Annotated in this window: 23 protein-coding genes and 4 pseudogenes; 7 read left to right on the top strand and 20 right to left on the bottom strand. The window is 44.9% G+C overall.

The annotated features are described in order from the left end of the window. Positions 1–4: 4 nt before the first annotated feature. Together BLCOC_RS20835 and BLCOC_RS20840 are read left to right on the top strand one after the other, a co-directional pair. Entirely contained in the window at positions 5–211 is a 207-nt protein-coding gene (locus tag BLCOC_RS20835; protein ID WP_115623247.1) for an excisionase, read from the top strand. Between the two features lie 76 nt (positions 212–287). Continuing rightward, on the top strand, positions 288–1,478 hold the full coding sequence (locus BLCOC_RS20840) for a site-specific integrase (RefSeq protein WP_115623248.1): 1,191 nt from the start codon (positions 288–290) through the stop codon (positions 1,476–1,478). Positions 1,479–1,663: 185 nt separating this feature from the next. On the opposite strand, the gene BLCOC_RS20845 is transcribed toward BLCOC_RS20840, so the two are convergent. The 6 genes and pseudogenes from BLCOC_RS20845 to BLCOC_RS20865 all read right to left on the bottom strand — a co-directional run bounded on the left by BLCOC_RS20845 (position 1,664) and on the right by BLCOC_RS20865 (position 7,485). Then, positions 1,664–3,367, bottom strand: a complete 1,704-nt coding sequence (locus BLCOC_RS20845) for a sensor histidine kinase (RefSeq protein WP_115623249.1) — start codon at positions 3,365–3,367, stop codon at positions 1,664–1,666. 33 nt (positions 3,368–3,400) lie between these two features. Continuing rightward, on the bottom strand, positions 3,401–4,894 hold the full coding sequence (locus BLCOC_RS20850; protein ID WP_165907180.1) for a response regulator transcription factor: 1,494 nt from the start codon (positions 4,892–4,894) through the stop codon (positions 3,401–3,403). A 265-nt stretch (positions 4,895–5,159) separates the two neighbouring features. After that, complete coding sequence (locus BLCOC_RS20855) at positions 5,160–5,723, bottom strand: biotin transporter BioY (protein WP_115623251.1); 564 nt, start codon at positions 5,721–5,723, stop codon at positions 5,160–5,162. A 335-nt stretch (positions 5,724–6,058) separates the two neighbouring features. Then, positions 6,059–6,517: a hypothetical protein gene (locus tag BLCOC_RS20860; protein ID WP_242998983.1), complete on the bottom strand. Its 459-nt coding sequence runs from the start codon at positions 6,515–6,517 to the stop codon at positions 6,059–6,061. A 6-nt stretch (positions 6,518–6,523) separates the two neighbouring features. Further along, positions 6,524–6,742: pseudogene (locus BLCOC_RS27820) on the bottom strand (DUF3307 domain-containing protein); the annotation flags it as partial. Positions 6,743–6,810: 68 nt separating this feature from the next. Then, positions 6,811–7,485, bottom strand: a complete 675-nt coding sequence (locus BLCOC_RS20865; RefSeq protein ID WP_115623252.1) for a SatD family protein — start codon at positions 7,483–7,485, stop codon at positions 6,811–6,813. A gap of 184 nt (positions 7,486–7,669) precedes the next feature. Here BLCOC_RS20865 and BLCOC_RS20870 point away from each other — a divergent pair, with 184 nt between their 5' ends. From BLCOC_RS20870 to BLCOC_RS27905, 3 genes and pseudogenes are all read left to right on the top strand, one after another. After that, positions 7,670–7,921, top strand: a complete 252-nt coding sequence (locus tag BLCOC_RS20870; RefSeq protein WP_165907181.1) for a FeoA family protein — start codon at positions 7,670–7,672, stop codon at positions 7,919–7,921. Positions 7,922–8,054: 133 nt separating this feature from the next. Further along, a pseudogene (locus BLCOC_RS27900) lies at positions 8,055–8,405 on the top strand (FeoB small GTPase domain-containing protein); the annotation flags it as partial. A 270-nt stretch (positions 8,406–8,675) separates the two neighbouring features. Then, positions 8,676–9,032, top strand: a pseudogene (locus BLCOC_RS27905) (ferrous iron transporter B); the annotation flags it as partial. Between the two features lie 7 nt (positions 9,033–9,039). Here BLCOC_RS27905 and BLCOC_RS20880 read toward each other — a convergent pair. The 11 genes from BLCOC_RS20880 to udp all read right to left on the bottom strand — a co-directional run bounded on the left by BLCOC_RS20880 (position 9,040) and on the right by udp (position 20,024). Continuing rightward, positions 9,040–10,656 (bottom strand): recombinase family protein, encoded by a 1,617-nt coding sequence (locus BLCOC_RS20880; protein ID WP_242998985.1) that lies wholly within the window; start codon positions 10,654–10,656, stop codon positions 9,040–9,042. Then, the gene (locus BLCOC_RS20885) at positions 10,653–10,808 is read right to left on the bottom strand and encodes a hypothetical protein (RefSeq protein WP_165907182.1); all 156 of its coding nucleotides are present in this window, start codon (positions 10,806–10,808) and stop codon (positions 10,653–10,655) included. Before BLCOC_RS20885 ends, BLCOC_RS20880 begins: the two co-directional genes overlap by 4 nt. A gap of 136 nt (positions 10,809–10,944) precedes the next feature. Next, a complete protein-coding gene (locus BLCOC_RS20890; RefSeq protein ID WP_029468139.1) occupies positions 10,945–11,535 on the bottom strand; it encodes a DUF1349 domain-containing protein in 591 nt (196 codons plus the stop codon). Between the two features lie 353 nt (positions 11,536–11,888). Beyond that, positions 11,889–12,302, bottom strand: coding sequence for a cytidine deaminase (gene cdd, locus BLCOC_RS20895; RefSeq protein ID WP_018598611.1), 414 nt, complete (start codon positions 12,300–12,302; stop codon positions 11,889–11,891). A 57-nt stretch (positions 12,303–12,359) separates the two neighbouring features. Beyond that, complete coding sequence (gene deoC, locus BLCOC_RS20900) at positions 12,360–13,013, bottom strand: deoxyribose-phosphate aldolase (RefSeq protein WP_029468138.1); 654 nt, start codon at positions 13,011–13,013, stop codon at positions 12,360–12,362. 254 nt (positions 13,014–13,267) lie between these two features. Then, complete coding sequence (locus tag BLCOC_RS20905) at positions 13,268–14,479, bottom strand: phosphopentomutase (protein WP_115623255.1); 1,212 nt, start codon at positions 14,477–14,479, stop codon at positions 13,268–13,270. Positions 14,480–14,502: 23 nt separating this feature from the next. Further along, complete coding sequence (locus BLCOC_RS20910) at positions 14,503–15,600, bottom strand: BMP family ABC transporter substrate-binding protein (RefSeq protein ID WP_115623256.1); 1,098 nt, start codon at positions 15,598–15,600, stop codon at positions 14,503–14,505. A gap of 14 nt (positions 15,601–15,614) precedes the next feature. Next, positions 15,615–16,568 carry an ABC transporter permease gene (locus tag BLCOC_RS20915; RefSeq protein WP_115623257.1) on the bottom strand — a complete coding sequence of 318 codons (954 nt, stop codon included), beginning with the start codon at positions 16,566–16,568 and terminating at the stop codon, positions 15,615–15,617. Further along, positions 16,565–17,662 carry an ABC transporter permease gene (locus BLCOC_RS20920; RefSeq protein WP_029468134.1) on the bottom strand — a complete coding sequence of 366 codons (1,098 nt, stop codon included), beginning with the start codon at positions 17,660–17,662 and terminating at the stop codon, positions 16,565–16,567. Before BLCOC_RS20920 ends, BLCOC_RS20915 begins: the two co-directional genes overlap by 4 nt. Then, a complete protein-coding gene (locus BLCOC_RS20925) occupies positions 17,656–19,167 on the bottom strand; it encodes an ABC transporter ATP-binding protein (RefSeq protein ID WP_115625457.1) in 1,512 nt (503 codons plus the stop codon). Before BLCOC_RS20925 ends, BLCOC_RS20920 begins: the two co-directional genes overlap by 7 nt. 86 nt (positions 19,168–19,253) lie before the next feature. After that, a complete protein-coding gene (udp, locus tag BLCOC_RS20930; protein ID WP_018598618.1) occupies positions 19,254–20,024 on the bottom strand; it encodes a uridine phosphorylase in 771 nt (256 codons plus the stop codon). 268 nt (positions 20,025–20,292) lie between these two features. Here udp and BLCOC_RS20935 point away from each other — a divergent pair, with 268 nt between their 5' ends. After that, positions 20,293–21,054 (top strand): GntR family transcriptional regulator, encoded by a 762-nt coding sequence (locus tag BLCOC_RS20935; RefSeq protein WP_018598619.1) that lies wholly within the window; start codon positions 20,293–20,295, stop codon positions 21,052–21,054. Between the two features lie 139 nt (positions 21,055–21,193). On the opposite strand, the gene yicI is transcribed toward BLCOC_RS20935, so the two are convergent. From yicI to BLCOC_RS20950, 3 genes are all read right to left on the bottom strand, one after another. Continuing rightward, positions 21,194–23,557 carry an alpha-xylosidase gene (gene yicI, locus BLCOC_RS20940; RefSeq protein WP_115623258.1) on the bottom strand — a complete coding sequence of 788 codons (2,364 nt, stop codon included), beginning with the start codon at positions 23,555–23,557 and terminating at the stop codon, positions 21,194–21,196. Between the two features lie 131 nt (positions 23,558–23,688). Then, positions 23,689–24,066 (bottom strand): hypothetical protein, encoded by a 378-nt coding sequence (locus BLCOC_RS20945; RefSeq protein ID WP_115623259.1) that lies wholly within the window; start codon positions 24,064–24,066, stop codon positions 23,689–23,691. A 438-nt stretch (positions 24,067–24,504) separates the two neighbouring features. After that, on the bottom strand, positions 24,505–25,347 hold the full coding sequence (locus BLCOC_RS20950) for a tyrosine-type recombinase/integrase (protein WP_115623260.1): 843 nt from the start codon (positions 25,345–25,347) through the stop codon (positions 24,505–24,507). Between the two features lie 127 nt (positions 25,348–25,474). Here BLCOC_RS20950 and BLCOC_RS20955 point away from each other — a divergent pair. Continuing rightward, positions 25,475–26,320: pseudogene (locus tag BLCOC_RS20955) on the top strand (nucleoside recognition domain-containing protein); the annotation flags it as partial. Between the last annotated feature and the right edge of the window lie 77 nt (positions 26,321–26,397).

Here is a 26,397-nt window from a genome sequence, read left to right on the forward strand (position 1 = left end):
CAGGATGAACGAAAAGACAGATATTCCCGTATGGGAAAAATACACCCTTACCATTGAGGAAGCGTCAAGGTATTTCACAATCGGACAGAACAAGCTACGCCGACTGGTAGAAGAAAATCGACATGGGGACTGGTATGTGATGAACGGCAACCGTATCTTGATTAAGAAAAAGCAGTTTGAAAAATTTATGGATAAAACAGACGCAATCTAATGCAAAAGAGCCTTGTATGTGATATTATTTCAGTAAGTCATATCAAGGCTCTTTCTTACGAAAGGAGCAGAACAGAATGAAAGAACAAAGACGGGACAGCAAAGGACGGGTCCTGCATACAGGAGAGAGCCAGAGAGCAGACGGAAGATACTTATACAAATATACAGACGCATTTGGAAAACCGCAGTCGGTCTATTCATGGAAACTGACACCGACGGACACAACGCCAAAGGGCAAGCGTGATAAACCGTCCCTGAGAGAGCTGGAACAGCAGATTAGACGGGATATAGAGGACGGTATCGACACGACAGGCGGAAAAATGACGCTGTGCCAGCTATACGCCAAACAGAACGCCCAGAGAGCCAACGTAAAGGAAAGCACAAGGCAGGGCAGGAAGAAGTTCATGCGGACATTAGAGGGCGATATACTAGGAGCTAGGAGCATTGACAGCATACGTCTTTCAGACGCTAAAGAATGGGCGTTACGCATGAAAGAGAAAGGCTACGGCTATCAGACCATAAGCAACTATAAACGCTCGTTAAACGCTTCGTTCCGTATCGCCATAGCGGACGACCTTGTGAGGAAAAATCCCTTTGATTTCAAGCTGAATGAGGTCATAGAGGACGACAGGACGCCACGACAGGCACTGACCGAGGAACAGGAAGAAAAGCTCCTGTCCTTTGCCAGCAGGGACAGGGTATATAAAAAGTATTATGACGCAATCGTGATACTGTTAAGGACAGGACTTCGTATCTCGGAGCTGTGCGGACTGACAAGGCAGGATATAGACCTTGAGAACGAGGTTATCCATGTGAACCACCAGCTATTATCCAGCAAGGAAACAGGCTACTATATTGAAACGCCAAAGACGAAAAGCGGTGTGCGTGATGTTCCCATGAGCGAGGAAGTGAAACAGGCGTTTGAGCGTGTCATGACAAGCAAGACAAAGGCAGAACCGACAGAGATAGACGGGTACAGGGATTTCCTCTTTCTGAACGGGAAAGGATTTCCCATGACAAACGCCTATTATACTTCTACTTTCGCTAATCTAAGGAAAAAGTATAACAAGAGCCATGAGGACAGCTTACCAAAGATAACGCCCCATATCCTGCGTCATACGTTCTGTACAAGTCTTGCGAACAGGAACATGAACCCTAAGAGCTTACAGTACATCATGGGACACTCGAACATCAGTATCACGCTGAACCTGTACGCCCATGCGTCAATGGAGAACGTCAAGGCAGAATTAAGGAGCATGATAGCCTAAAGTTTTACCACGATATTTACCACGATTGACCATGAAAAAACGTGATGAAACGTGACGGTTTGGAAGTATCGACCGAAAAGAGAAATGCCCATAAAGCTGATAAAATAAGGCTTTGCGGACATTTGAGAAGATATGAAAAGATAATGGAAAATCTATTTTAAGTTTTGGTTAATCCTTAAAGTTTGTCAATGGAGCTGATTTTCCGGCTTTTTAAATGCAAAAGATATTATGGTACCGCCGCCAGGCCGTGTCTCCATATTCAGAGGCTGCACATCTTCATAGATCAGCTTCAGTCTGCCGTTTACATTAAACATACCGATATGTCCGCCGGTACGTTCACTCTCCAAACGCTGCCTGATACTTTCCCTCTCCTCTTCCGTGCATCCTATCCCATCATCCTCCACAGTTATTTTTATCCAGTTGTGTTCCCGGGCTATTACGATCCTGAGCAGGGACGCTGTGTTGCTGGGAATGATGCCGTGAAATACACTGTTTTCCACCAGAGGATAGAGAATCATCCGGGGAATCTGCTCCTGCATCAGATTCTCATCAATCTCCCACCGGATATCCGGAATATTTTTATAACAGATCTGCAGAACTTCAACGTAACGGCAGATATACTCCTTCTCTTCCCCCACTGATGCCATTGCCTGCAGATCCGTGCGAAGCAGAGAGCGGAGGAGAAGAATAAAGGAACGGGTCAGACGTATAATTTCCTGATAATCCTGTTTTCTGGCAAGGCAGATTACTGCATTTAAGGTGTTATAGATAAAATGAGGGTTCAGTTGATAGGACAGCATTTTAAGCTGGGAGTCATATTGCTTTTTTTCGCTGAGAAGGAGTTTTTCTGTATGTTCACTGATGCTTTTCACCATAGAATTGAAAACATTGGCAGCCTGTTCGCACTCATCCCCTGTATGGATCTCAATCCTCTCCTCACGGCTGCCGCCGGCGACACTCTGCATGCCCCGCACAAGGGTGTCAAGGGGCGTGATGATCCTCTGTACCAGACCTGCCACCAGGCTCAGCATCACAAGAAGGCAGATGACAATAATACTGATCACAATATTATTCATCTGCCGCATAGTGCCTGAGATATCCCCTTTTGCCACCTGATAACAGATATACCACCCATGACTTCCTATACTGTCTTTATAATAATCTTTTTCCAAAAGGGTCTCCTCAAGACCCAAATCCACATTGCTGTAGATCACTCTGCCGCTCTGGTCATGGAGTTCCATGCCTATTTCATTTTCATCAAACACAAGGGGAGAAATGATTTTCTCCATATCAGCCAGAATAAACAGTTTTCCTCTTTTTACCCCTATTTTTGTCTTATCAAAAATATCATTCACATAGGCGATGGTATTCTTTTTACCGTAAGACCTGTAGTAATTTACCATATGAGGAACCAGAAATTCCCCGCTTATATCATCTGACTGCATCTGCTCATAAGGGGATTTGGACATGAGCTGTTCGTACTGGTAAATAGTCTCCATCACAACGCCGTCACTGTCCACTGCAAATATGTCCAAAATAATATTATCCCTTAGAAGCTGGTATTCCTTCAGTTTCTTTTCCAGTGTCTGTATCACAGAATAATACCCATAGCTGCCTTCCCTGCACTGCGATTTTTCATAAAAAGATTCCTGTACCGTCTCATCAAATGTGATATTTCTCGCATACATACTGATTTCTTCCAGTGAATTTGACACCTGCTCCGCCATTTTAATTATCATGGTCCTGTTCTTCTCAACCAGCGAGCTTTCGATCAGCGGCTTCAGATACAGATATACAGCACCGCTGCAGAGAACTACACATATCATGATCGCGCTCAGTACCATAAGCAGCAGTCTTTTATATATTTTGGATTTTTTTTGATAAAGCATAACCTCGCCCCTTTTACTCTGAATGTATTCCTGCTAATAATCTTTTGGATTTTTCCCGGTCTCTTTTTTAAATACTTTGCTGAAATACTGTACAGTCTGGTATCCCACCATATCGCTGACTTCATATATTTTGTATTCCCCTGTTCTCAGCAGCCGTATGGCATGGTTCATTCTTACTCTGGTAAGATAAGCCGAAAATGTGGAACCTGTCTCTTTTTTAAAAAGCTGGGACAGATATATAGCGTTCATGCCCAAATCATCCGCCACATCATTCAGGCTGATATCCCGGCTGTAATTCTGCTCGATAAAAGCTTTGATATAGCGGATTTTTCCGGAATATTTACTGTCGGTATTGTTCTCCAGCATAGCGATGATACCCTCATACTCTTTCATAAAGCTGTAGATATCCATCTTCTGAAACTCTCTTTTAAATTTATCCAGACGCTCTTCTATTTCCGGCTGTTCCAGAGCCGCACAGCGGTGAATGAGAAAATAGAGCAGTTTCTCAGACACTTTACGCCAAATGTATACATTTTCTGTCCTTATCAAACTGCGGCACAGAACATTCTCCAAAAATCCTGACATCTCTTCGTAGGAATCCTTTTCAATCTTTTCTTCGATAAGACTCAAAGTCTCCTTTATTTCTGCCGGAAATTCCTCTTTTTCATCTCTTGGCACCTTGTCCAGAATGCAGATCCCCCTGTGAAAGACACGGCCTTTCATGATTTCTTCCGCTGTCTCTTTTGCGGGAAGTATATCCTTATTTTTCCTTATCATGCCCCCTATGGATGCAGCCATAGGCAGCCCCATCTGTGATGAAAACAAGCTCTGTACCTTAGTTATAAACTCCCTGATCTCACTGTCCAGATGCATCTCGGAAATGCAGGAATGTACTCTGTAAAATATCAGAATACCTCCTCCCGCATTCTTCATCACCCTGATCTTTGATCCCAGAAGTTCCGTCTCGATCAGCTCCCGTATTCCCTCCTCATCCGGATGCATCAGTGGTTTTCCGATTTGCTCCAACAGGATCAGGACACTTTTCCCTATCCACTCCAGTATAGTTTCATCACTTTTGCCTATCTCATTTTTACCCGCAAGAATCGCCTCCAGATACTGTTTCATCCTGACTTTTTGCACATTTTCCTTTGTTTTGAGTGCTTCAATGCAGCCGTTCAGTTCACGCAGAAGGACTTCCTCATCTATCTCGTATTTCAGTATGAAGGTTCTGACTCCCATCTGAAGTGCTCTTTTGGCAAGTTCAAATTCCTCATAGGCAGTCAGAAGTATGACCTCCGCCTCTATATTTTCCTTTTTCATCTGCTCCACCAGGTCAAGACCTGTCATGACCGGCATTTTTATATCTGTGATCACAATATCCGGACGATACCGCTTTGCATATTCCAATCCTATTTTCCCATTCCTTGCGTCGGGAAGCAGTTCAAAACCGTATCGTTCCCAATCGATCAGACTGATCAAATCTTCTCTTGTCAGGTCCATGTCTTCAACTATCAGTACCTTATACATTTTTCTCCCCCTGCCCATAATATTATTGTCTATTATAACTCATATTCAGAAAATTCCACTTATATTTTTTAAGTGTTTTTTACAGTTATTTAAGTAATCTTCATGCATTTTTGTTGATGATAACCCCAAAGATACTTGACAGCCGCCTTTAAGAATAATATAGACAAGTTTTCTCTCGCTTTACGAATCACCCGCACACGAAATATTTTTGCAAAAAAAAGACAGTGCCTGTATCACACTGTCTCATTACGCTATATATGATATTCTATGCTGCTCTCCTCACAGCTTTCCGAAGCACCGGGCCTACAGCCAGGGCTGCTGCAATCTTGATCAGATCTCCGGGCACATATGGGATCACTCCGGCAGCCAAGCCAGCGCCAAATGACAGATTTGCCTGTACGCAAAGCCATGCGGTTCCGAATATATAAGCCACCACAGTTCCCAGGATCATTCCTACAGCCTGCATGACTCTGTTACCCTGAAACCTGTCCACAAAAAATCCGGCGATCAACGCCATGAAAATAAAGCCGACCAGATATCCCCCTGTAGGTCCTGCCAGTTTTCCAAACCCTCCGGAAAATCCGGAGAACACCGGCAGCCCCACCATTCCAATGAGCAGATATACCAGATAACTTACTGTAGCTGAATAGGTACCGAGTACAAAAACACTGAAATAGATGGCCAGATTCGTAAAGCTGATTGGCACAGGGCTGAACGGCAGCGGTATGGACAGGGGACCTAAAATGCAGGTTACCGCTGTCATCAGCGCGATGATCGTCATCTGTCTGGTGCTTATTTTTTTCTTTTTATTTGGCATTGCTGTTTCCATATACTTTCCCTCCGTGATTTCAGAACGTCCTCAGATGCTTTTTGGTCTCTGTTCTGTTTTTTACATAGAAAAAGTATAATCAATCGGCAGCCTATTGTCAACTTATTTTTATTATAAAGTTTACAATAGGCAAATCTACGTTATTACTTACGACCACTGCCCCGCAAGGTGTTTTTATGCGCCTGTATATGAAAATACTGAGGCAGACAGTGCCATATGGCGCAGAATGCTTCATATCTGTGCATTGCGGAGCATGTTACTGTCCATAGAACTGTGCTTTTTGCAGAACTGTGAAATTTTTTCTTAGTTCTTTCAGGAAATTTAGGGGATGATTGTTATAATGCAATTGATATACAGACAGCACATATTGTACTCAATAATGTACCCATAAGATAATATTCGGCAAAATCCTGTTCCTTTGAAATCTTATCGTAACGAGCAATAGATTTTGCCGTCAACACCAACCCAACCGCTGAATATTGATTTATAGAAATAAAAATTGTCATAATAACTCTTTCAAGTGTTCCAATAAATCTTCCTGCATTTTTGTCATTTCCAGTTGGTTTACTCTTTCCTGATGGTTTATACAAATCAAGTATACTGGAAATCAAAATATTCGTGGGTTTATGTATCAGTAATAGCTTTACAGTCCATATCAATACTGCCGATTCAGATATTTGAAATACCCGAAAAATCTCTTGAATATTTACACGATACAGACTTCTAATATCCCCATCTCCCACAAAATATGTAATGATGACAATTACTATCAGATGTAGAACCTGATCGATCATAAAAACAACACATTTATTCAGTAAAAAATCATTTATCCTTTTACCATTGGATTTGAAAATAAAAAACTTCAATACATCGATCAATGCATGTGATATGCAGAAGAATGCTATGTATTTCCAGTCCAATCCTGGCAGGAATAGATAAAACCATAGCATGGAAGTCACTGCATATATTATTACATGGTACAATGTCCATCTAAAATATAATCGTTTCCTTTGTGCCATTTTTCCCGTTTAAAAATAAAAATCTGCCAATATATGAATCGTTAAGAATGAAGCAAATACATATTTTATCATGTCATTTCCTCTAATATATTTCCAATATTTTTCAATGCTCTTTCATATACATAGTAATTCCCCGCCGCTAAAGCTTTCTGAACACTGGACTGCGTTATCCCCATTCTGTATGCTGTATTTTTTTGTCCATCCTGGTGTTTTAGCATATCCCATATTATCTCTCTCTGCCTTTCTGTCCATGACCGTTCAACTGCACTGATCAGCTCAAAAATAGTATTTAGCATGATTTCCGTACTTTTATTTACCTCATCTGTCACCAAATAAATATTAGACGGCAGAGTTTTATTCCTGTTCTCATTTTCCTTTAATAAATTGATGGCCATTCTTGCATTATAATAACCTGGTCCGTCAGCCCCCAGTGCCATCTCCGTATTGATATCAGTCGTTATTTTACCTATTCCGATTCCAAAGCGCAGTTCAACAGGGTATAACCGCATTTGTATTTCACTGATAATTTTTAAAACACCTTTGGCATTATATAATAATCCCTGAAATTCATCGCCTAATGTTATGAGAAATTTCGCTGAAATATCGGCTTCATACTTTTCATTGATTTCTTCAAGTACGTTTCTCAACTGTACTTGAACCTCATTTCTCTTTTCCAGATTTCTTGAATTTTTTATATCACCTATGACAGCCGTAAATATCTTGTCATTCTGAATTAGGAACATAATTCCACCTCCTGATTATGACTATGATACACCCTTATATATGAATAATCAAGTTTTATTCATATATAAGGCGATATTTTTGTTTTATTCATCAAACCTTCTCCTTTGAACGTCTTTCCTCTCCCCTGCATACTATACAATAGATTCTCCCGTCCGGAAATCCCGGTCGGAAATGGAGGAAAAAATGTCTCTTACTCCGCTTTTTACCCTGTCTCTGGATGAAACAGGGATTGTCAAATCCATACTGACGGACAATGCCAGTCCGGCGCAGCAGCAGACCATCAAACGCCTTATGGATTTAGGTCTGATTGAAAACACAAAAGTTACCTGCGTTGGAGTGAGTGCCTTTGGAAGTCCAAAAGCTTTTCTCATCCGGGGCGCTGTCCTGGCTCTCAGAAAAGAAGAGGCTTCTCTTATTCTTGTTAAAAAAAATTAAAGATGGAAGTGTGCTGTGACATGCTTCTGTCATATGGATCAAGAGGTGAATAGTTCTGAAGAAAGAAAAGAAAAGGGAGGTTCCCCTCCGTAATATAGCATTGATCGGTAATCCCAATGTAGGTAAAAGCACTGTGTTCAACGCACTGACAGGTATGCATCAGCATACAGGGAACTGGTGCGGAAAGACAGTGGAATGTGCCGCCGGTACCCGTATTTGCCGGGGAAAGGAATACCGTTTTGTAGATTTGCCGGGATGCTACTCTCTCTCCTGCCGTTCCAGTGAGGAGGAGATTTCCCGTGATTATATCCTGCAAAGTCACCCCGATGTGGTGGTGGCAGTCTGCGACGCCACTTGTCTGGAGCGGAATCTCAATCTGGTGCTCCAGATCTGTGCTGTCACTCCCCATGTGCTTCTATGCGTAAATCTCATGGATGAAGCCAGGAAAAAGCATATCCGAATAGACTTTCCCAGGCTCCAGAAAGAACTTAAGATCCCTGTAATCGGAATAGCAGCCAGAAGCCGAAAGGGCCTTGAACGGATATTCGGGGGAATAGAAGATGCCCTTTCCAACACAGCGGCTGTTACCCCTGTTCCTGATATTTATGGCAGAAATGCAGAGATATGCTGCGCGTCTGCGGAATACTGCGGCACCTATGTCCAACAGGCCGCAGGTATCTGCAAAGCCTGCGTCACTTTGGAAAACCCGGATTATGCCAGAAAGGACAGGAAGCTGGATAAAATTTTCACCAGTAAATGCACCGGTTTTCCCATTATGCTTCTCTTCCTGCTCTGCATTTTCTGGATCACCATTGTGGGGGCAAATGTGCCCTCCGACCTGCTGAACAAGGGACTTTTTTGGCTGGAGCCGCAGTTTTACCATGGACTTCTCATGATTGGACTTCCTGAAATCCTCTGTCAGATTTTGATCTACGGAGTATACCGGGTTGCTGCCTGGGTGGTAAGTGTAATGCTCCCTCCCATGGCTATTTTCTTCCCGCTTTTTACTCTGCTGGAGGATTATGGATATCTTCCCCGTGTGGCCTTTAATCTGGACCACTGTTTCCAGAAATGTTGTGCATGCGGAAAACAGGCGCTCACCATGTGCATGGTTGATATCAGGATATGATTTTTCTGAATCTGAAATAAATTCTCACAGACTGTTTTTTTATACGTCCAAACTCCGTTTCCCGGTAACTTCCCTGACCGATTTCAATACGGTCAATAAAGTGAAAAAGCAGTTCACGGGACAGTTTCTCCGGCTCGGTGAAACCACGCAGTACCTTTTTCAGTTGTTCTATCGTATCCTCTTTTCTTTCATTGCTGACATTTGTCTTCAGACTTTTTATCTTCACGGAAATCTCATGGTTTTCTCCCTCATATCTGCTGAGCAGTTTCTTCATCCTCTCTTCCCCCAGCACGCCCTCCACGTGATCCTCATAGAGCTTTTCAATCAGTCTGTCCAGTTCACGGCAGCGCCTTTCCAGGAGAGAAATCTGTTTTTTTCTGTCCGTTTTGGCATTTTGTTTTTCCAGATATTTCTCCGCACGTTCCAAAATTTCATACTCTTCCTGTCCGGAAATAGAAACCGACTCCCGGATAGCGGATAATATAATACTGCAGAGGGTGTCATAATCCATAAAATGATTTGTACACTCTTTTGTTCCGTATAGTTTATAAGCACCACATGCGAGATTCGCAGAAGAGCCTTTTTTCCTGGTCCCCACAGCGGACATGTTCCTGCCGCAGTCCGCACATTTTGCAATTCCTGAAAATATATTTTTAAATTCACCTTTTTGGGCGCAGGTGCGCTGCCTGCTCCTGCGGCCTGCCATGGCAAAAACCTCCCGGCTGACTAAGGGTTCATGTGTATTTTTAACTACATACCAATCCTCTTTTGGATTTTTGACTGTTGTCCCGCTTTTAAAAGATATTTTTGTAGTCTTTCCCTGCGCCATATGTCCCAGATATACTATATTGTGCAGCATTTTCGTGATGGTCGATGAGGTCCACCCTCTCCGTTTCCCAAAATCCACCGTACTTTCCGAAGGCTTTTTCTTTTGGCGGTATTCCAGAGGAGTAGGAACCTGCCGCCGGTTCAGTTCCCTGGAAATATCAACAGGCAAAATGCCTTTGGCGGCTTTCCCAAATATCTCCCTTACGATCTCTGCCGGCTCTTCATCCGCTACCAGATGATGTTTATCCACAGGGTCCCGCATATAGCCGTAAGGTGCAAATGCACTGACAAAATCCCCCTCCTCCATATGAGTCATAAAAGAGGAGCGTATTTTTTTGCTGATATCCCTGGCGTACATCTCATTGATAATGTTTTTAAAGGGAGCGATATCCGTGTAGGGGCTGTCAGAATCATATCCATCATTGATGGCAATATACCGCACCTTCTTCGATGGAAAATAAATCTCCGTATACTGTCCGGTCAGAATATAGTCACGCCCCAGACGAGACAGATCTTTGGTGATCACCATATTGACTTTACTGTTTTCTATATCCCGGATCATACGCCTGAAATCGGGACGCTCAAAGGTGGTGCCCGAAATGCCGTCATCCACATACTCATCATATACGTAGTAATGATTCTCCGCCGCATAAGCTCTGAGCATTTTTCTCTGCGTGGTAATACTGGCACTCTCACCTTCGCCTTCATCGTCTTTTGAAAGGCGCATATAGAGAGCCGCCGAATACCGTTTCTTTTCAGGCAGCATATTGTTACTCAATAGATTCCCCTTTCAGAACAATACCACTGACGACTGTTATCAACTGTCGGCGCACCTATTTTTTCAATCAGCAGCTCCAACAGCAGCTCTTTCAGTGTTACTTCGTCGGAAAATCTCAACTCCACAACATAGTCCGCAGTTTTCTCTTCCATATAATACCCCTTTTCACATCATACATAAAAAGCTATGTATAACTTCTTCATAGACAATTTATGTTGCTCTGCTTGTACGGTATGATATCTGCTGAACAGCGAACCTCTGATATTTCTCTAAAAGAAAGGCTCTCTCTTATTCATGTGCCTTCCACGCACATTCCATAAGCTCCATATCTGTAAACACAGCTTTAAAAGATGATTCCTCAGGGCTGCAGGCGTACACGCCGAAAGAGATCTCATCTGCACCCTCCCAGAAATGACAGATACGCATCTGCTTATAATTCACCCCGTCTGTACTGCATTCAAAACAAAAATCCGACTCACGTCTGCTGAAACGATACCACATTTCTTTGACAGACGCAGGGATATCTGTTGTGGCCCAGTCAGAATATCCGTGGTTTGTGACTACGCTTCCCAGACGTTGTAATTCTTCATTTTCATATTCTATAGAAGCTTTCATCCAGTTGTCGCTGTCAAGGTATGCTGCTACCCCGCACTGATCAAATCTTCTTTTACTTTCAAATGTGGTTTTCACAACAAAAGAAAAATACTTCTCTTTTGTCTTCATCTGCAGTACAGGCGCATTGTCATTGCGGAATCCGTAATATGTGCGCTGCCACAGATCCGTTCCCGGTTCTGTGTAAATTTCTATCCTTTCATTCGTTACTTTTGACTGCTTTGGCTCTCTTGTCCAAAATAAATTTTTGCTGTTAAAACACTCCATAACACTTTCCTCCACTTTCTTTGTACTTTTATGCAATTACTCCGATTCCCTGTCTCCAGCTCCTTTGTCAGACATAAACCCACTATTTTTTATGCTTCCATATTCTGTCTGATGAGCTTTTCATTTCCAGGAATATGTTTATATTATAAAGCCCGAAGCCGGCTGCAAGTCAATATCTTTTTCCATATTTCATATATTACAGTATCAGAGTATGTCTCAGAATTGCTTTTATCAGACTGCGCGCCGAAATTTGTGGGAAATCTGGAAACAACAACAAAGAAGCCCGGCAAAATGTGACATTTTAGCCGGACTGCTTTAACATAACCCCCTGTCTCTGTCTTCCCAATTCTCTGTCACGCCAGATTTCCCGGCCCGAATCCCATAGGCAGAAGTTCCTTTAATGTATAAATCTCATAATGCTCCGTATCCGTAGCCAGGATGATCTGAAAGCTCTCCGGGCTGCAGAATTCCATCATCACCTGCCGGCATACGCCGCAGGGCGCTGTGTATTCCGTAAGAATACCGTTTTTTCCGCCCACGATACAGATGGCGTCGAACTCTCTCTCCCCTTCGCTGACCGCTTTAAAAAAAGCTGTTCTCTCTGCGCAGTTGGTGGGAGTATAAGATGCATTTTCAATATTGCACCCCTTATATATTTTCCCCTCCGGTGTATGGAGCGCTGCTCCCACCTTAAAATGAGAATAAGGTGTGTAAGCACTCTCCATTGCCTCAATCGCCTGTTTGATCAATTCTTTTACTGGAATCATAATGTTACTCCTATACAAGTCTGATTAGCCTTTTGACTACTTGTTGCTTTACTGTTTCTATCGCTGTGCCTTCGCCGCTTTTACCAGACGGCTGGTCCCAAGACGGTCCGCACCCAGCTTTACAAACTCTTCCCCATCGGCAAAGGAGGATATCCCGCCGGCTGCTTTTACTTTCTTGTCATTTCCCGTGTATTCTCTCATAAGCTTCACATCTTCAAATGTTGCCCCATGGGTTGAAAAGCCTGTAGATGTCTTGATATACTCCGCATCTGATTCTGTGACTGTTCTGCACATCTGGATCTTCTCTTCCTCTGTGAGCAGGCAAGTCTCAATGATGACCTTCAGCAGTTTTCCATTGCAGGCTTTCTTAACTGCCTGGATCTCTTCTCTGACCAGATCATACCGGCCTTCCTTCACCCATCCCAGGTTGATGACCATGTCAATTTCCTCTGCCCCGTTCCTCACAGCGTCCTCAGTTTCAAAAACCTTCACGGCAGTGGTATTATATCCGTTTGGAAAACCGATGACTGTACATACCGGCATTTTGTCTCCCAGGTACTCTGCTGCCTGTTTCACATAAGATGGCGGAATGCAGACAGATGCCGTCTGATAGGCTACCGCATCATCGCATATAACCTTGATTTCCTCCCAGGTAGCTGTCTGAGCCAGCAGTGTATGGTCAACTTTACTTAATATTTCTCTCTGTTCCATCTTAATATCCTCCTTGAAATGACAGCGGTTATCTTGATTCTGTGATCGCTGTTCTGTTATTGTTATTCCGTTATTGTTGTTATGTTGTAACTATTCAGTAGGTCTGCGCATTTACTGCGCTGACCGTAAGAAAACGTTCAGCAGCCAGGCATAAATCCCATCGCCAAAGGCGATTTGCATGGATTTTTGCACGTAACTGTAAGGGTACTGAACAGTTACGTTCTGTTATCGTTATCCTGTTATCTTCTTATATATTATTCCGATACTGTCAGTTTGTCCAGACAAGAAATCCCTATAGTTCCCTCCGGCCTCTTCACCTGGAAATTATCCGCCACAGTTGCCCCGATCCTTCCGAAATCACTGCTCTCTTCCAGCTCTCCCCCGCGTGTAAACGCCGGCGAATATGCCAGAAATGGTACTTTTTCCCGTGTGTGGTCTGTCCCGGTATATGTCGGGTCATTTCCGTGATCCGCAGTCAGGATCAGCAGATCCTCTTCTCCCAGACTTCCAATCAGTACACCCAGTTTTTCATCAAACTGTTCCAGCTCACGGGCGTATCCCTCTGCGTCCCTTCTGTGTCCCCACAGGGCATCAAAATCCACCAGATTCACAAAGCAGAGTCCGTGAAACTCTTTCCCTGCCATTTCTATGGTCTGTTCCATCCCGTGGAGGGAACTTTTTGATTTATATGCCTGGGTAATGCCCTCTCCGTCAAAGATATCCTTGATCTTCCCAATGGAGATCACATCATAAGACGCCTCTTTCAGCGCATCCAGAACTGTTTTCTGAAAAGGCTTCACTGCATAGTCATGACGGTTCGATGTGCGCTTAAACTCCCCTTTTTTTCTTCCCACATAAGGGCGCGCAATGACTCTTCCCACCATCCATTCCTCCCTCATGGTCAGTTCCCTGGCAATCTCGCAGTAATGATACAGAGTCTCAAGACCCATAGTCTCTTCATTTCCGCAGATCTGCAGGACGGAATCCGCAGAAGTATAGACAATCAGATGTCCTTTTTCTACTTCTTCCTCCCCCAGCTCCTCCAGGATTTCTGTGCCGCTGGCGCTTTTATTTCCGATGATTTTTCTCCCGGTGCGCTTTTCCAGCTCATGGATCAGTTCTTCCGGAAAGCCATGCTCTGTAAAAGTCTTAAAAGGCCTTGTGGTGTGAAGCCCCATCATCTCCCAGTGTCCCGTCATAGTATCCTTCCCGCTGCTGGCCTCCCTCATGGCAGAATAATAAGCAAGAGGAGACGGCGTGCTGCCAACCCCATTAAGGGGAAGGATATTCCCTATCCCCATTTTCTCCAGGTTGGGGATCTGAAGAGTCTTCCCTTTTTTGTACCTGTAATCCGCAATATGTCCCAATGTGTTGGCACCTGCATCTCCAAACTGTTCCGCATCCGGCATGGCGCCTACCCCCAGTGAATCCAGCACCACCACAAAGATACGCTTGAATTTCTCCATAATCAGTCTCCTTTATTCTGCTCTTAAATCAGTTTCACATTCACATACTCAGCTTCTATTTCTGTCGCGTCAGTGATCCCCTCATCTTTTAAAATGGTGATCTCATTATCCGCTATCTTTTCATATATGGTATCATACTGCTCCTGTGTAAATACAGTAAATCTGGAAGTATCCATGGGAAGCTGTACTCCATCCTCTGAGGCGTCCAGCGTAATGCTCTCTCCTCCTTTAAATTCCCCGTTATAAAAATCTGTCAGATAGTCATAGACTGCTTTGCTCAGATTTTTCATGGCGGAGGTAATGACCGTCTCTGACTCTGCACTCTGGTCCACATCCACGCCGATCACCTTTTTCCCTGCATTTTCAGCGGCCTTCATGACAGAGTTTCCCACAGGACCACCGCAGGAGAAGATCACCTCTGTCCCCTCATTATACCAGGACGCCGCTTTTGCCATGTTCTCCGGGGATGCCTCGAAGTTACCCACATATGTATATTTCATATCAATACTGCCCGGAGCCATACCCTTTTCTCTTGCTGCGTAATCAGCTCCCTGGATAAAGCCATATCCATACCGGATAACCGCCGGAACTGCGATCCCGCCCATAAATCCAAGCTTTGTATAGCCTTCATAGACCGCCGCGTAGCCTGCCAGAAATCCTGCCTGCTCCTCCGCAAAATAGATTGATGCTGTATTCTCCCCTATATCTGGTTCCGGGGAATCCGCGGAATGCGGTGTCCCATCCAGAATTATGAACTTCACTTCCGGGTGCTTCTGCTGCATGGTATGGATGGGGATCTCGTACAGATATCCCGGACACACCACCACTTTCGCGCCGCCTTTTGCCGCCAGATTGATAGAGGTGGTGAATGCCTCATCCGATTTCTCCGTGGGCTGATAATACTTATGGGTGATACCGAATTCCTCCGAATATCTTGCAAGTCCTTCCCAGGAACCTTGATTAAAAGAGCGGTCATCTATACTTCCCACGTCTGTGCTCAGGGCCAATTCCGCGCCTTTTCCGCTGCTGACCTTTGCCGCCTGCTTTGCGCCCAGCCCGCATCCGACCAGGGATACACTAAGAACTGACGCCAGTAACAGACTTATCACTTTTTTCATCATTCTATTATATCCTCCTATCTGCTTCCTTTATCATACGGAATACCTTCTGCCTTCGGAGCTTTGGATTTGCCGGAAGAAAAGGCAAGTACGATCAGTGTCACCACATACGGCAGCATTTTATAGATCTCATTGGGAATCGGCAGGTCCTTGATAACCGGGATCCCGGAATAAGCACTGGCAAGTGTCTTTAAAACACCGAAGAAAAATGCCGCGCCAAGAATTCCCTTTGTTCTCCACTGTCCAAAGATCAGCACTGCCAGCGCCAGGAATCCGTATCCCGCTACACTTGCATTAAAATTGGTGGAGGTGGGAATCACAAAGATCAATCCCCCCACACCTGCAAGGACACCTGAAATCAGGACACCCGCATATCTGATCTTATATACATTGATGCCTACCGAATCCGCTGCCTGGGGATGTTCCCCGCAGGCGCGCAGCCGAAGTCCAAATCTGGTCCTGCTGATCAAAACAGAGGCTGCAATAAAAATAAAAATACCAATATAGGTGGAGAGATAACAGTTACGGAAAAACATAGGTCCGATGACCGGAATGTCTCCCAGGACAGGCACTTTCTCTATATGGAAGGTATCTGTAAAAGGAACCTGGGATTTTCCCTGCACCATCCTTGCCATAAAAAGAGCAAAGGCCGGTGCAAACATATTCAGAGCTGTACCGCTGATCGTCTGGTCTGCCTTCAGATTGACAGAGGCAAAGGCATGGAGCAGGGAGAATACAGCCCCGGCTGCTGCTGCCACTAAGAAAGCCAGCAGAAACAATCCCTGTCCGCTCAAACGGTCCTGAAATACATTGATAAAGCCAATACTGATAAACGCTCCCATGACCATAATACCTTCCAGGGCGATATTGATAACACCGCTGCGTTCAGAGAACATTCCGCCCAATGCCACGATCAAAAGGGGAATAGAAAAAAACATGGTCTGCTGTATTAAAAAATAGATAATGTTCATAATGCTGTCTCCTCCCTTTTTGATCTCTTTGTCCATTTGCGGATAAATGTCTTAAACAGCAGGGAAAATGCCCCAAAATATATGATCGCCGAAATGATAATATCTATCAGTTCCGGAGTAAAGCTGAGAAGCTGGAGATTATAGCCGCCGATGGTGATATGCGCAATGAACAGACTGGCCAACAGGATCCCAAAAGGATTGGACAATCCCAAAAGCGCAACGGAAATCCCTGAAAATCCCTGGGACGCGATCACATCTAATACCTGCATATGCTTTCCGAAATCAGACAGGTATAACAGTGCCCCGCCTACACCTGAAAGTGCGCCTGCAATAACCATGGACAATATGATATTCTTTTTGGCATTGATGCCCGCATAACGGCTGGCATCCGGGTTCTTGCCGCAGGCTTTCAGTTCATAGCCGAACGCGGTCTTATTGATCAATATGTACATTCCCACCACGAACAAGACTGCGATGAGGATTCCGATATTCAGATTCGCCTCAGGAAAAAGCTTATCCAGGCCTGCCTTGGGCAGATATGCCGTCTTCGCCACCGGAACACTCTGGTTCCCTGTCTGGTCATAGACTGTCTTTGTTATCAGCAGATTTGTCAGGTAAAGGCCGATATAATTCATCATGATAGAGGAGATCACTTCATTTACATTTGCCACCGCCTTTAAAAATCCCGGCACCAGCCCCCACACCGCCCCAGCGGCGGCTGCGCCCAGAATGGCTATAAGCCAATGGATACTACCCGGAAGTCCGGTGCACTTGACGCCAATCAGAACTGCCACATAAGCACCCACGGTAAACTGTCCGGATGCTCCTATGTTAAACAGCCCTGTCTTCCAGGCAAAGCCTACGGAAAGTCCGGTCATCACAATGGGGGTTGCCAGATAAAGTGTCTGGGAAATCCCGCTCATGCCGTCCACAAATCCGCCCTCTAAGATTGTGAGAAAACCGGAAAACATTTCATTGGAGTTGGTGATCAGAAGGATAAAAAGTCCGAACAGCAGCCCCGCCGCCACAGCCAGTACAGAGGAAAGAAAACTTTCCACTCCCTCGTTCCCCCTCTTATTCTTTTGTTTTAACATGCTGCATTCCCCTTTCCTGTTCCGGCCATATAAAGCCCCAGTTCCTGAATGGTCACATCCTTTGGCTTCACATCCGCAACAATCTTTCCTTCATACATGACAAGTATCCTGTCACTGACATTCATGACCTCATCCAGCTCAAAAGATACTAAGAGAACCGCTTTCCCGGCATCCCTCTGTGCTATGATCTGTCTGTGTATATACTCAATAGCCCCCACATCAAGTCCACGGACCGGCTGGACCGCGATCACGATTTCCGGATTTCTGTCCAGCTCCCTTGCAATGACAGCCTTCTGCTGATTACCGCCTGACATGCCTCTGGCAATAGAATCCGCTCCGTGAGCACTTCTGATATCATAGCGCTCTATGAGCTTCTCCGCGTATCTGTCAATCTCATCGAATCTCAAAAATCCGTGCTTGTCAAACTGCGGGGTGTAGTAGTTCTGGAGGATTAGGTTTTCTTTCAGTGTATAGTCCAGAACCATTCCGTGCTTGTGTCTGTCTTCAGGAATATGAGCCATACCGTCCAGACATTTTCTGCGGATACTCTCTTTTGTAATATCCTTATCATTCAGGAATACCTGTCCCTGGTCAATTCCCATGAGTCCGGTGATCCCATAGACAAGTTCTGACTGACCATTGCCGTCAATCCCTGCAATACAGACGATCTCGCCCTTCTTTACATCAAAGGATACATGATCCACAACGTTTTTGCCTGTACGTTTGGAACGCATGGTCATATCCCGGACAGAAAGGGCGGTTCCCAAAGGCTTCATTTCCTTTTTCTCCACAACAAAGTCCACCTTACGCCCCACCATCATCTCAGACATTTCTTCTTTACTGGCTTTCGCCACATCAATGGTTCCGATATACCGTCCTTTTCTGAGTACAGTACAGCGGTCTGCAACTGCCTTGATCTCTGCCAGTTTGTGAGTGATAAACAGGATGGATTTTCCTTCCGATACCAATTGTTTCATAACCTTCATGAGTTCATCAATTTCCTGCGGCGTCAGCACGGCGGTGGGTTCATCAAAGATAAGTACCTCGTTGTCGCAGTAGAGCATTTTTAAAATTTCCACTCTCTGCTGCATGCCCACTGTAATATCGCTGATCAGGGCGTCAGGGTCAATTTTAAACTTGTACCGCTCGCTTAATTCCACTACCTTTTTTCTGGCCTCATCCATTTTCAGAAAATGATGCTTTACAGACTCATGACCAAGTACGATACTCTCCAATACCGTAAAATTATGTACCAGTTTAAAATGCTGATGCACCATTCCGATCCCCAGCGCGTTGGCATCATTGGGGTTATTGATCGTCACAGGTTTCCCGTTCATCTTGATCATTCCCTGTTCCGGCTGGTACAGCCCGAACAGTACACTCATCAGAGTGGACTTTCCTGCGCCGTTCTCTCCCAGCAACGCGTGTATCTCACCTTTTTTCAGCCTCAGCGTAATATCATCATTTGCCTTGAAACTGCCGAACTCCTTGGTGATATGTTCCATTTCAATCACATACTGCTCCACCTTAAAACCTCCTCCGCCGTATTTCAGCCGCTCCCCTCTTCCCCTCGGGAGACCTGACTGTACAATTACTTTTTATCTTCTCTGATCAATATTCTCAGCGCTTCCACAGCCACCTTGATCGCAGCGTCCGTATCGTGTACCACCGGATTGGACAGCCCCTGTTTCTCACGTTCCTGATTGGCCACCACCAGGAAATTGGAACCGCAGCGCACTCTCAGATAATTGGCCACAACAAACAGTGCGGCAGATTCCATCTCCGACGCCTTACAGCCAAGTCTGAGCCACGCCTCCCATTTGTTCATCAGCTCATAGCTGACCGGCTTGGTCTCCGGCTCATGCTGTCCGTAAAACGCGTCCTTGCACTCTACAACACCTGCGTGATACTGATATCCACAGTTCTCGGCTGCTTTTACGAGGGCATTTGCCACATGGAAGTCAGCAACTGCCGGATATTCAATGGGGGCGTACTCTTTGCTGGTGCCTTCCATACGGATAGCTCCTGTGGCAACTACAATATCTCCGCCCTTCACATCTACATCCATTCCACCGCATGTACCCACACGGATAAATGTATCTGCTCCGCTCTTCACAAGTTCCTCCATGGCAATAGATGCTGACGGCCCGCCGATCCCTGTTGATGTGACACTTACTTTTTCTCCGTCCAGGTAACCTGTATATGTCACATACTCTCTGCTGTCTGCCACCAATACAGGGTTATCAAAATATGCCGCGATTTTCTGGCATCTCTTGGGATCTCCCGGAAGAAGCACATATCTTCCCACGTCCCCTTTTCTTATATTCAAATGATACTGCACGCCCTCTTCTGCGTAATTCATACTTACTTCCTCCTTGTTTGTACCTGTATATTTTTTCTATACATGTATATTACCACTTGTATAACTTCCCGTCAATCAAATTACTATGCACAATATAAACAATATTTCTCGTTTATTTTTGTACATATATTACAACCCACCCATGACAGCGCTTACATTTATCCGTCAAATATTAGACATGTTTTCAAATTGACTAATATAACAAAAAGTTGTATACTTAACATATCTTATTTCGATAGTGACTTATTTCCGGACGGAGGATAATGATATGAATGAACCACTGGACAAAAATATCCCTAAAACAGGCATGTCCGAAGAAAAATCCAGAAAACTAAAGCATGTAAAGGTCTATGACCAGCTCTATGCACAGATTATAAATGGGGAATATCCCAAGGGTTCCCAGCTGCCCAGCGAACCAGACTTGTCTAAAGAAATGGGTGTGAGCCGTATGACGCTCCGACAGGCACTTGCCCTGCTCAGGGAAGACGGACTGATCCATAATGTACAGGGGAAGGGAAACTTTGTACAGGGAATAAAGAAATCTCCTGCCAAAAACTCAACCAATCTATGTAACCCTGTATTCCAATGCGGTCAGACCGTTACAGAGACTGAGACGGAGTACCGTCTGGAACCTCCCACGGACTTTATCAGTGATATGATCGGTCGGAAAACCCCTGTGGTGGCCATCACAGACCGCTGGTACAAAGATCAGGCAGGCAGCACATTTGCTTATTCCCTCAGTTTTATTCCCATTGAAACCGTTACACAGTTCAATATCGACTTTACAGATATGGACAGCCTGACCCGCTTTCTGAACCAGGATATTTACCGCCATGCGGTCTCCTCCACCCTGAATCTGAGGGGGTCTGACACAGGAAACTTCACAGCCCAAAAATACAGACTCTCCGAAAAAAACACATTCCTCATGATACAGGAAAATCTGTACAGTGATTCCGGCCTCACTTTAGCGGCCACAAAGCACTATATTCCTCTGGAATCCTGTAACCTGGTACTGACTTTCCAGAAATAAATTCCGAAATATTTGTATTAAAAAAGCCGTAAACAGTCGATCATAATCCTTAGATCAACTGTTTACGGCAACCGGCAAGAAACGCTCCATCCTATCATACGCTTATCTAACCGTCTTTTATCAGGAACCGCTACGGTTCTTATTCCAATACAAACTCCATGGTATCTTCCCGCATCTCGAACTGAATACCATTTTCAACACTTACTTTCTGTATTTCCCTGTCACTTCTAATGTCAGTGACATTTATGAGCTGTACAAAGACATTTTTCCTCTGTCCCTGCAGTTCCAGTTTTATTTTTTCTCCTCTACGATTCACATTCAGTTTCAGGACCATCTCCCCGGAAGTATTATAGACTCTGCAGTCCTTTTCAAAAGTTTCGGGAATTTCATACAATTTAAATGTGATCCCATCCGCATATTCATAAACCGGTGTGTCCGCCTTTGCCCCAACAGGGAGTATGCTTCCCGGACGGACAAACAGCGGCATATGGAAATAATCATACGCTTTGTTATACCACTTACCGCCTCCCAGGATTTCACCGTCCAGATAATTGGTCCACTGGCCTTTCCCCGGCAGGTAAAATTCCGCCTCACCGCTTTCATTGAAAATGGGGGCCACCAGAAGATCACTCCCCAGCATATACTGCCTCTCCAGATGCAGACAGGTGGGACACTTGGGGAATTCCAGCATCATGGCTCGCATCAGAGGAACTCCCTCCTCCAAAACCTGAACACTCTTGCTGTACAGATAAGGCATTAGCCTGCATTTCAGATTGGTAAATTCTTTCAATACCCGGCAGGACTCCTCATCAAAATACCAGGGCGCCCGGTAACTCTGCTCCCCGTGAAGCCTGCTGTGCGTGGAGAGCATTCCAAACTGCACCCAACGTTTATACAAGTCCGGTGTTGCGGTCTTACAGAATCCACTGATATCGTGGGCCCAATACCCATATCCTGACTGGCACAGTGACAGGCCGCCTCTCAGGCTTTCTGCCATGGAGATATACGAAGCCTCATTATCTCCGCCCCAGTTAAAGGGGAATTTTTGGGTTCCCGCTGTAGCTGACCTGGAAAATACGCATCCCTCCCCCTTTTTCTCCCGAATCAGTTCGTATACCGCCTGATTATAGAGATATGGGTAATAATTATGCATCTTCGCAGGGTCCGAACCATCAAAATAGACCACATTCTTAGGGATCCGCTCTCCGAAATCCGTCTTAAGAGCATCTACGCCCATATCCAGTATGGCACCCAGTTTATCCTGATACCAACGTACCGCCTCAGGATTTGTAAAGTCCACAATTGCGATCCCTGACATCCAGTTATCTGACTGCCACACATCCCCGTCCTTTGTCTTTAGAAAATATCCTTTGTCTTTCCCTTCCTGAAACAGATAAGACTCCTGGCTTATATACGGATTGATCCAGACACAGACCTTTACGCCTCTCTCATGGATGGCATCCAGCAGTTTCTTGGCATCCCCGTACCGTTTTGACCAGACAAAATCACAGCATTTATAATCATCCATCCAGCGGGCGTCAAAATGAAATACGGACAGCGGAATCTCATATTCTTTCATTTTATCAATAGTATCCAGTGTGATCTGCGCATCTGAGTCAGGCATCCAGCTTGTAGAGATCCACAGACCATAGGTCCAGGCAGGGGGAATGGGTGTCCTTCCGGTGAGAGCTGTGTAATTTGACAGAACCTCTTTTGGTTCACTGCCCCCTATCACCATGTACTCCAGTTCTTCCTCCTGTACCGCGATCTCCACGTGGCGTACACTTACATTTGCCACCTCAAACCCCACCCTGGCAGGAGTGTTTACAAAGATACCGTAGCTTTTACTGGACAGATAAAAAGGAATATTCTTATATGCCTGATTTCCGTTGGAACCGCCGTCACGGTTCCAGCAGTCAACTGACTGTCCGTTTCTGATACAGGAAGTAAAACGCTCGCCCAGACCGTAAATGTATTCCCCCACGTCAAGACTCAGCATTTCCCGGATATAATTTTCGTTTCGGCTGTCTCTCCCGTTTCTTCCGTTATAATCACACAGTTTATCCGCCTCATATTCTGCGTCTGTGACATAGGCCGTACCTTTTTCCCCGCATTTTGTCAGAAAACGCCCGTCATAATAGAAGGCGATCCCAAAATCTCCTGTTTTACTCACCACTGCCTTCATCTTACCATTTGTTATAAGGATCTCCTGCTCTGTCTCACATACCTGGGTGTCAATATAGGAAACATCCAGGTCAAAAACAGGACCGCGCTCCTTTTTGCCTGTAAAATGGTATACTTTCACAGCCAGTATATCCTTTCTCGGGGCAGTGATGGTAAAATGGAGGACCGGCCCGGATATCGTATCTCTGAGCGAACGGATCTCAGTACAGGGTACCATGAAATGAACCTGTTTATCCTCTGCTCTCCATTCCCACAGGGAATGGGCCCTGTGAAGCTTATACCCGTTTCTCGACTCCCATAATCCGTCTGTAAACCGCATTGTCAATCTCCTTTCAAACTATGCATAGCTGCTGTAACATCCGCTTCTGCTGATATTTACATTGTAAGCTATCCTGTTTGATTTTCCATTACAAGTTTGCGATACTGCCATGACTAATTCGTCTTTTCCCGCTATCTGTCCGCGTTCTCCAAGATTCCCTCATTCATCACGCACAGCGCTTCCAGCGCACTTCTGAAATACGTCTGTCTGCCGTCCGCTCCCCTGAGCTGCCCCTGCCAGCTATTATGCTGTGTATACAGCACCTGAAGCAGATAAAAGCACACTGCATTCTTTCCAAAACCGCAGTCCTGCAGGGAATGATATTCCGGCAGCTCCGCAGACTTTTCACCGCTTATTTCCAGATATGTTAAAATCCGGTTTATTTTCAGCAGCATATCCCCCAAATCATGAAATCTAAGTATTTCACAATAATTGGGATTCATGATCCACCCTTCCGGAGTATGATCTCTGATGTTTTCCACATGAATAAAAAAATCTCCGCCTCTCATTTCTCAATCCTCCTATGTACTATCGATTTTATATGTAATCGGTTCATTGATGGATTGAGTACATAATGGTGATTATGCTGTAAAATTTCATAACGATTCCGTAGGTCTGCACATTTTACTGCGCTGACCGTAAGAAAACGTCCGACAGTCAGGCAAAAGCCCCATCACCGCAGGCGATTCTGCATGGATGCCTGTTCTCCCTTCAGAAAGGCAGTATTACTGTTTGGAAAAAACATGAAAACCAGACCGGTGTGTGGAAAATAAAGGCCCCGGTCTTTTTTCCATGTTCTCTTATCCCTCAGGCGTCTAAAACCGACAGAAAATAGGCCGGCAGATCAAAAATTTGTATTTCCGTATCAGATATGTTAGAATATCACTATGTAAAATTCATTGAGGATTCCAAATGCATGATGGCATAATCACCATTATGCAGTCATTTCACGTGGTAATAACAAGTTCCATCCTTTCAAGCTGTCTCAAATGCTCTTTTCCGCTCTCCATTGTATAGATACGCGTTGTGGAAATATTTGCATGTCCCAATAGATCCGCCAGTTTTACCAGATCCTTCTCCAGCATATAATAGGCCTTTGCAAACAGATGGCGCAGATTATGTGGAAATACCTTTTTCGGTTCCACCCCTGCACTTCCACATAAGGACTTCATATCTCTCCATATATTGTTCCGATCCAGGGGCCTGCCGCTTTTTGTGCGGAATACAGGGCCGCTCACAATGCCTGTCTCCCTGCAGTAATTCCGGAGCGCACGACATAAGTCACGATGCAGAAATACAACGCGGTTTTTTCCCTTGCACGTTACAGCAGCCTGCCCGGTGCACAGGGCTTCTTTGGTGATATACTGCAGTTCCGATACACGGATCCCCGTGGCGCAGATAGACTGCAGTAAAAGAGAAAGTCTACGGTTCCCTTTTTGCTCTGCCGTTTTTACAAGACGTACATACTCCTCACGGGTCAGTTCTTTTTCCGGTTTTGAGAAAATTTCCCTCTGCATTTTCAGGGGTTTCACCTTCATCTGCGGCACACCTGTAAATTCCAGATATCCGTTCACAGCAGCCAGCATGGAATTGATACTGGCAGGCGCATGAGTTTCTCTCAGCGTTTCTTTCCACTTCAGCACTGCTTCTTTTTCTATTTTCTTTCCGTTCAGAAATATAAAAAAAGCACGCAGATCACGGATGTATTTCTCGATTGTCTTTTGACTGCGTTCCTGATACTGTAAATGTTTTTCATACTCTTTTAAGATTTTCTGGATATCTCTTTTCATTTTCCTGCTTCCTTTCTTCTGTTTTTACTTATTCTACCGCATCCAGAAGAAAGTTATGCTCCTTTTGTGCACAGGGTGTATCTTGACAGGAGGGCTTTGCTTGATTTTTATATCCATATATTGCCCCACCATGTGCATGGGCTTTGGATGCAATGCGGCAGGCGTTACCGGGTGCCGCATCATTGACTCTCCCAGGGAACGTCTGATCGCCATACTGACGAACAGCCTTGTTCCTTGTAATGGAAGGTTTCCGACGATTTTAGCTGTACTCACTATGTTTTTTGCTGCAGGCACCGGGCTTTTTACTTCCTTATCTCTTGCCCTTCTGCTGGCAGCCACCATACTACTGGGCATTTTTATGACATTTTTCTCATCCTGGCTTCTGTCCAAAACAGTATTGAAAGGGGTTCCTTCCTCTTTTACCTTGGAGCTTCCGCCTTACCGGCGCCCCCAGTTTTTCAGGGTACTGGTGCGTTCTGTTATGGACCGCACCCTTCACGTACTTTGGCGGGCACTGATCGCTGCGGCTCCTGCTGGGCTTATTATATGGGTACTTGCAAATGTTAATGTGGGCGGCACTTCCCTTCTGCTGCATTTTGCCGGATTTCTGGAACCTGCCGGACAGCTTATGGGACTGGATGGAATCATCCTGCTGGCTTTCATCCTCGGACTGCCGGCCAATGAGATTGTGGTGCCTATCATGATCATGGCTTATACAGCGCAGGGGACACTGACCGATTCCGGCAGTCTTGCAAGCCTGCATACGTTACTTGTCCAAAACGGCTGGACCTGTTTCACTGCTGTCTCTATGCTTTTATTTACTTTGATGCACTGGCCCTGTGCCACAACTCTTTTAACCATAAAAAAAGAAACCCACAGCTTGAAATGGACATTTTTGGCATTTCTTATTCCAACGGTTTTAGGCTTTGTGTTCTGTTTTCTATTCAATTGTATGGTGCGGCTGTTCTTATGAACAGCCGTTTTCCCATCAGAGAACAGTATCTGCGCGTCAAACCAGTGCTTTTCATTAAAATAACCTCCACCTACAAT

This window comes from Blautia coccoides, assembly GCF_034355335.1.
GTDB lineage: Bacteria > Bacillota > Clostridia > Lachnospirales > Lachnospiraceae > Blautia > Blautia producta.

Coding starts and splice junctions, on each gene's coding strand:
- BLCOC_RS20835 (WP_115623247.1), top strand. CDS start 5: ATGAACGAAAAGACAGATATTCCCGTATGGGAAAAATACACCCTTACC.
- BLCOC_RS20840 (WP_115623248.1), top strand. CDS start 288: ATGAAAGAACAAAGACGGGACAGCAAAGGACGGGTCCTGCATACAGGA.
- BLCOC_RS20845 (WP_115623249.1), bottom strand. CDS start 3,367: ATGCTTTATCAAAAAAAATCCAAAATATATAAAAGACTGCTGCTTATG.
- BLCOC_RS20850 (WP_165907180.1), bottom strand. CDS start 4,894: ATGTATAAGGTACTGATAGTTGAAGACATGGACCTGACAAGAGAAGAT.
- BLCOC_RS20855 (WP_115623251.1), bottom strand. CDS start 5,723: ATGGAAACAGCAATGCCAAATAAAAAGAAAAAAATAAGCACCAGACAG.
- BLCOC_RS20860 (WP_242998983.1), bottom strand. CDS start 6,517: ATGATCGATCAGGTTCTACATCTGATAGTAATTGTCATCATTACATAT.
- BLCOC_RS20865 (WP_115623252.1), bottom strand. CDS start 7,485: ATGTTCCTAATTCAGAATGACAAGATATTTACGGCTGTCATAGGTGAT.
- BLCOC_RS20870 (WP_165907181.1), top strand. CDS start 7,670: ATGTCTCTTACTCCGCTTTTTACCCTGTCTCTGGATGAAACAGGGATT.
- BLCOC_RS20885 (WP_165907182.1), bottom strand. CDS start 10,808: ATGGAAGAGAAAACTGCGGACTATGTTGTGGAGTTGAGATTTTCCGAC.
- BLCOC_RS20890 (WP_029468139.1), bottom strand. CDS start 11,535: ATGGAGTGTTTTAACAGCAAAAATTTATTTTGGACAAGAGAGCCAAAG.
- cdd (WP_018598611.1), bottom strand. CDS start 12,302: ATGATTCCAGTAAAAGAATTGATCAAACAGGCGATTGAGGCAATGGAG.
- deoC (WP_029468138.1), bottom strand. CDS start 13,013: ATGGAACAGAGAGAAATATTAAGTAAAGTTGACCATACACTGCTGGCT.
- BLCOC_RS20905 (WP_115623255.1), bottom strand. CDS start 14,479: ATGGAGAAATTCAAGCGTATCTTTGTGGTGGTGCTGGATTCACTGGGG.
- BLCOC_RS20910 (WP_115623256.1), bottom strand. CDS start 15,600: ATGATGAAAAAAGTGATAAGTCTGTTACTGGCGTCAGTTCTTAGTGTA.
- BLCOC_RS20915 (WP_115623257.1), bottom strand. CDS start 16,568: ATGAACATTATCTATTTTTTAATACAGCAGACCATGTTTTTTTCTATT.
- BLCOC_RS20920 (WP_029468134.1), bottom strand. CDS start 17,662: ATGTTAAAACAAAAGAATAAGAGGGGGAACGAGGGAGTGGAAAGTTTT.
- BLCOC_RS20925 (WP_115625457.1), bottom strand. CDS start 19,167: ATGGAACATATCACCAAGGAGTTCGGCAGTTTCAAGGCAAATGATGAT.
- udp (WP_018598618.1), bottom strand. CDS start 20,024: ATGAATTACGCAGAAGAGGGCGTGCAGTATCATTTGAATATAAGAAAA.
- BLCOC_RS20935 (WP_018598619.1), top strand. CDS start 20,293: ATGAATGAACCACTGGACAAAAATATCCCTAAAACAGGCATGTCCGAA.
- yicI (WP_115623258.1), bottom strand. CDS start 23,557: ATGCGGTTTACAGACGGATTATGGGAGTCGAGAAACGGGTATAAGCTT.
- BLCOC_RS20945 (WP_115623259.1), bottom strand. CDS start 24,066: ATGAGAGGCGGAGATTTTTTTATTCATGTGGAAAACATCAGAGATCAT.
- BLCOC_RS20950 (WP_115623260.1), bottom strand. CDS start 25,347: ATGAAAAGAGATATCCAGAAAATCTTAAAAGAGTATGAAAAACATTTA.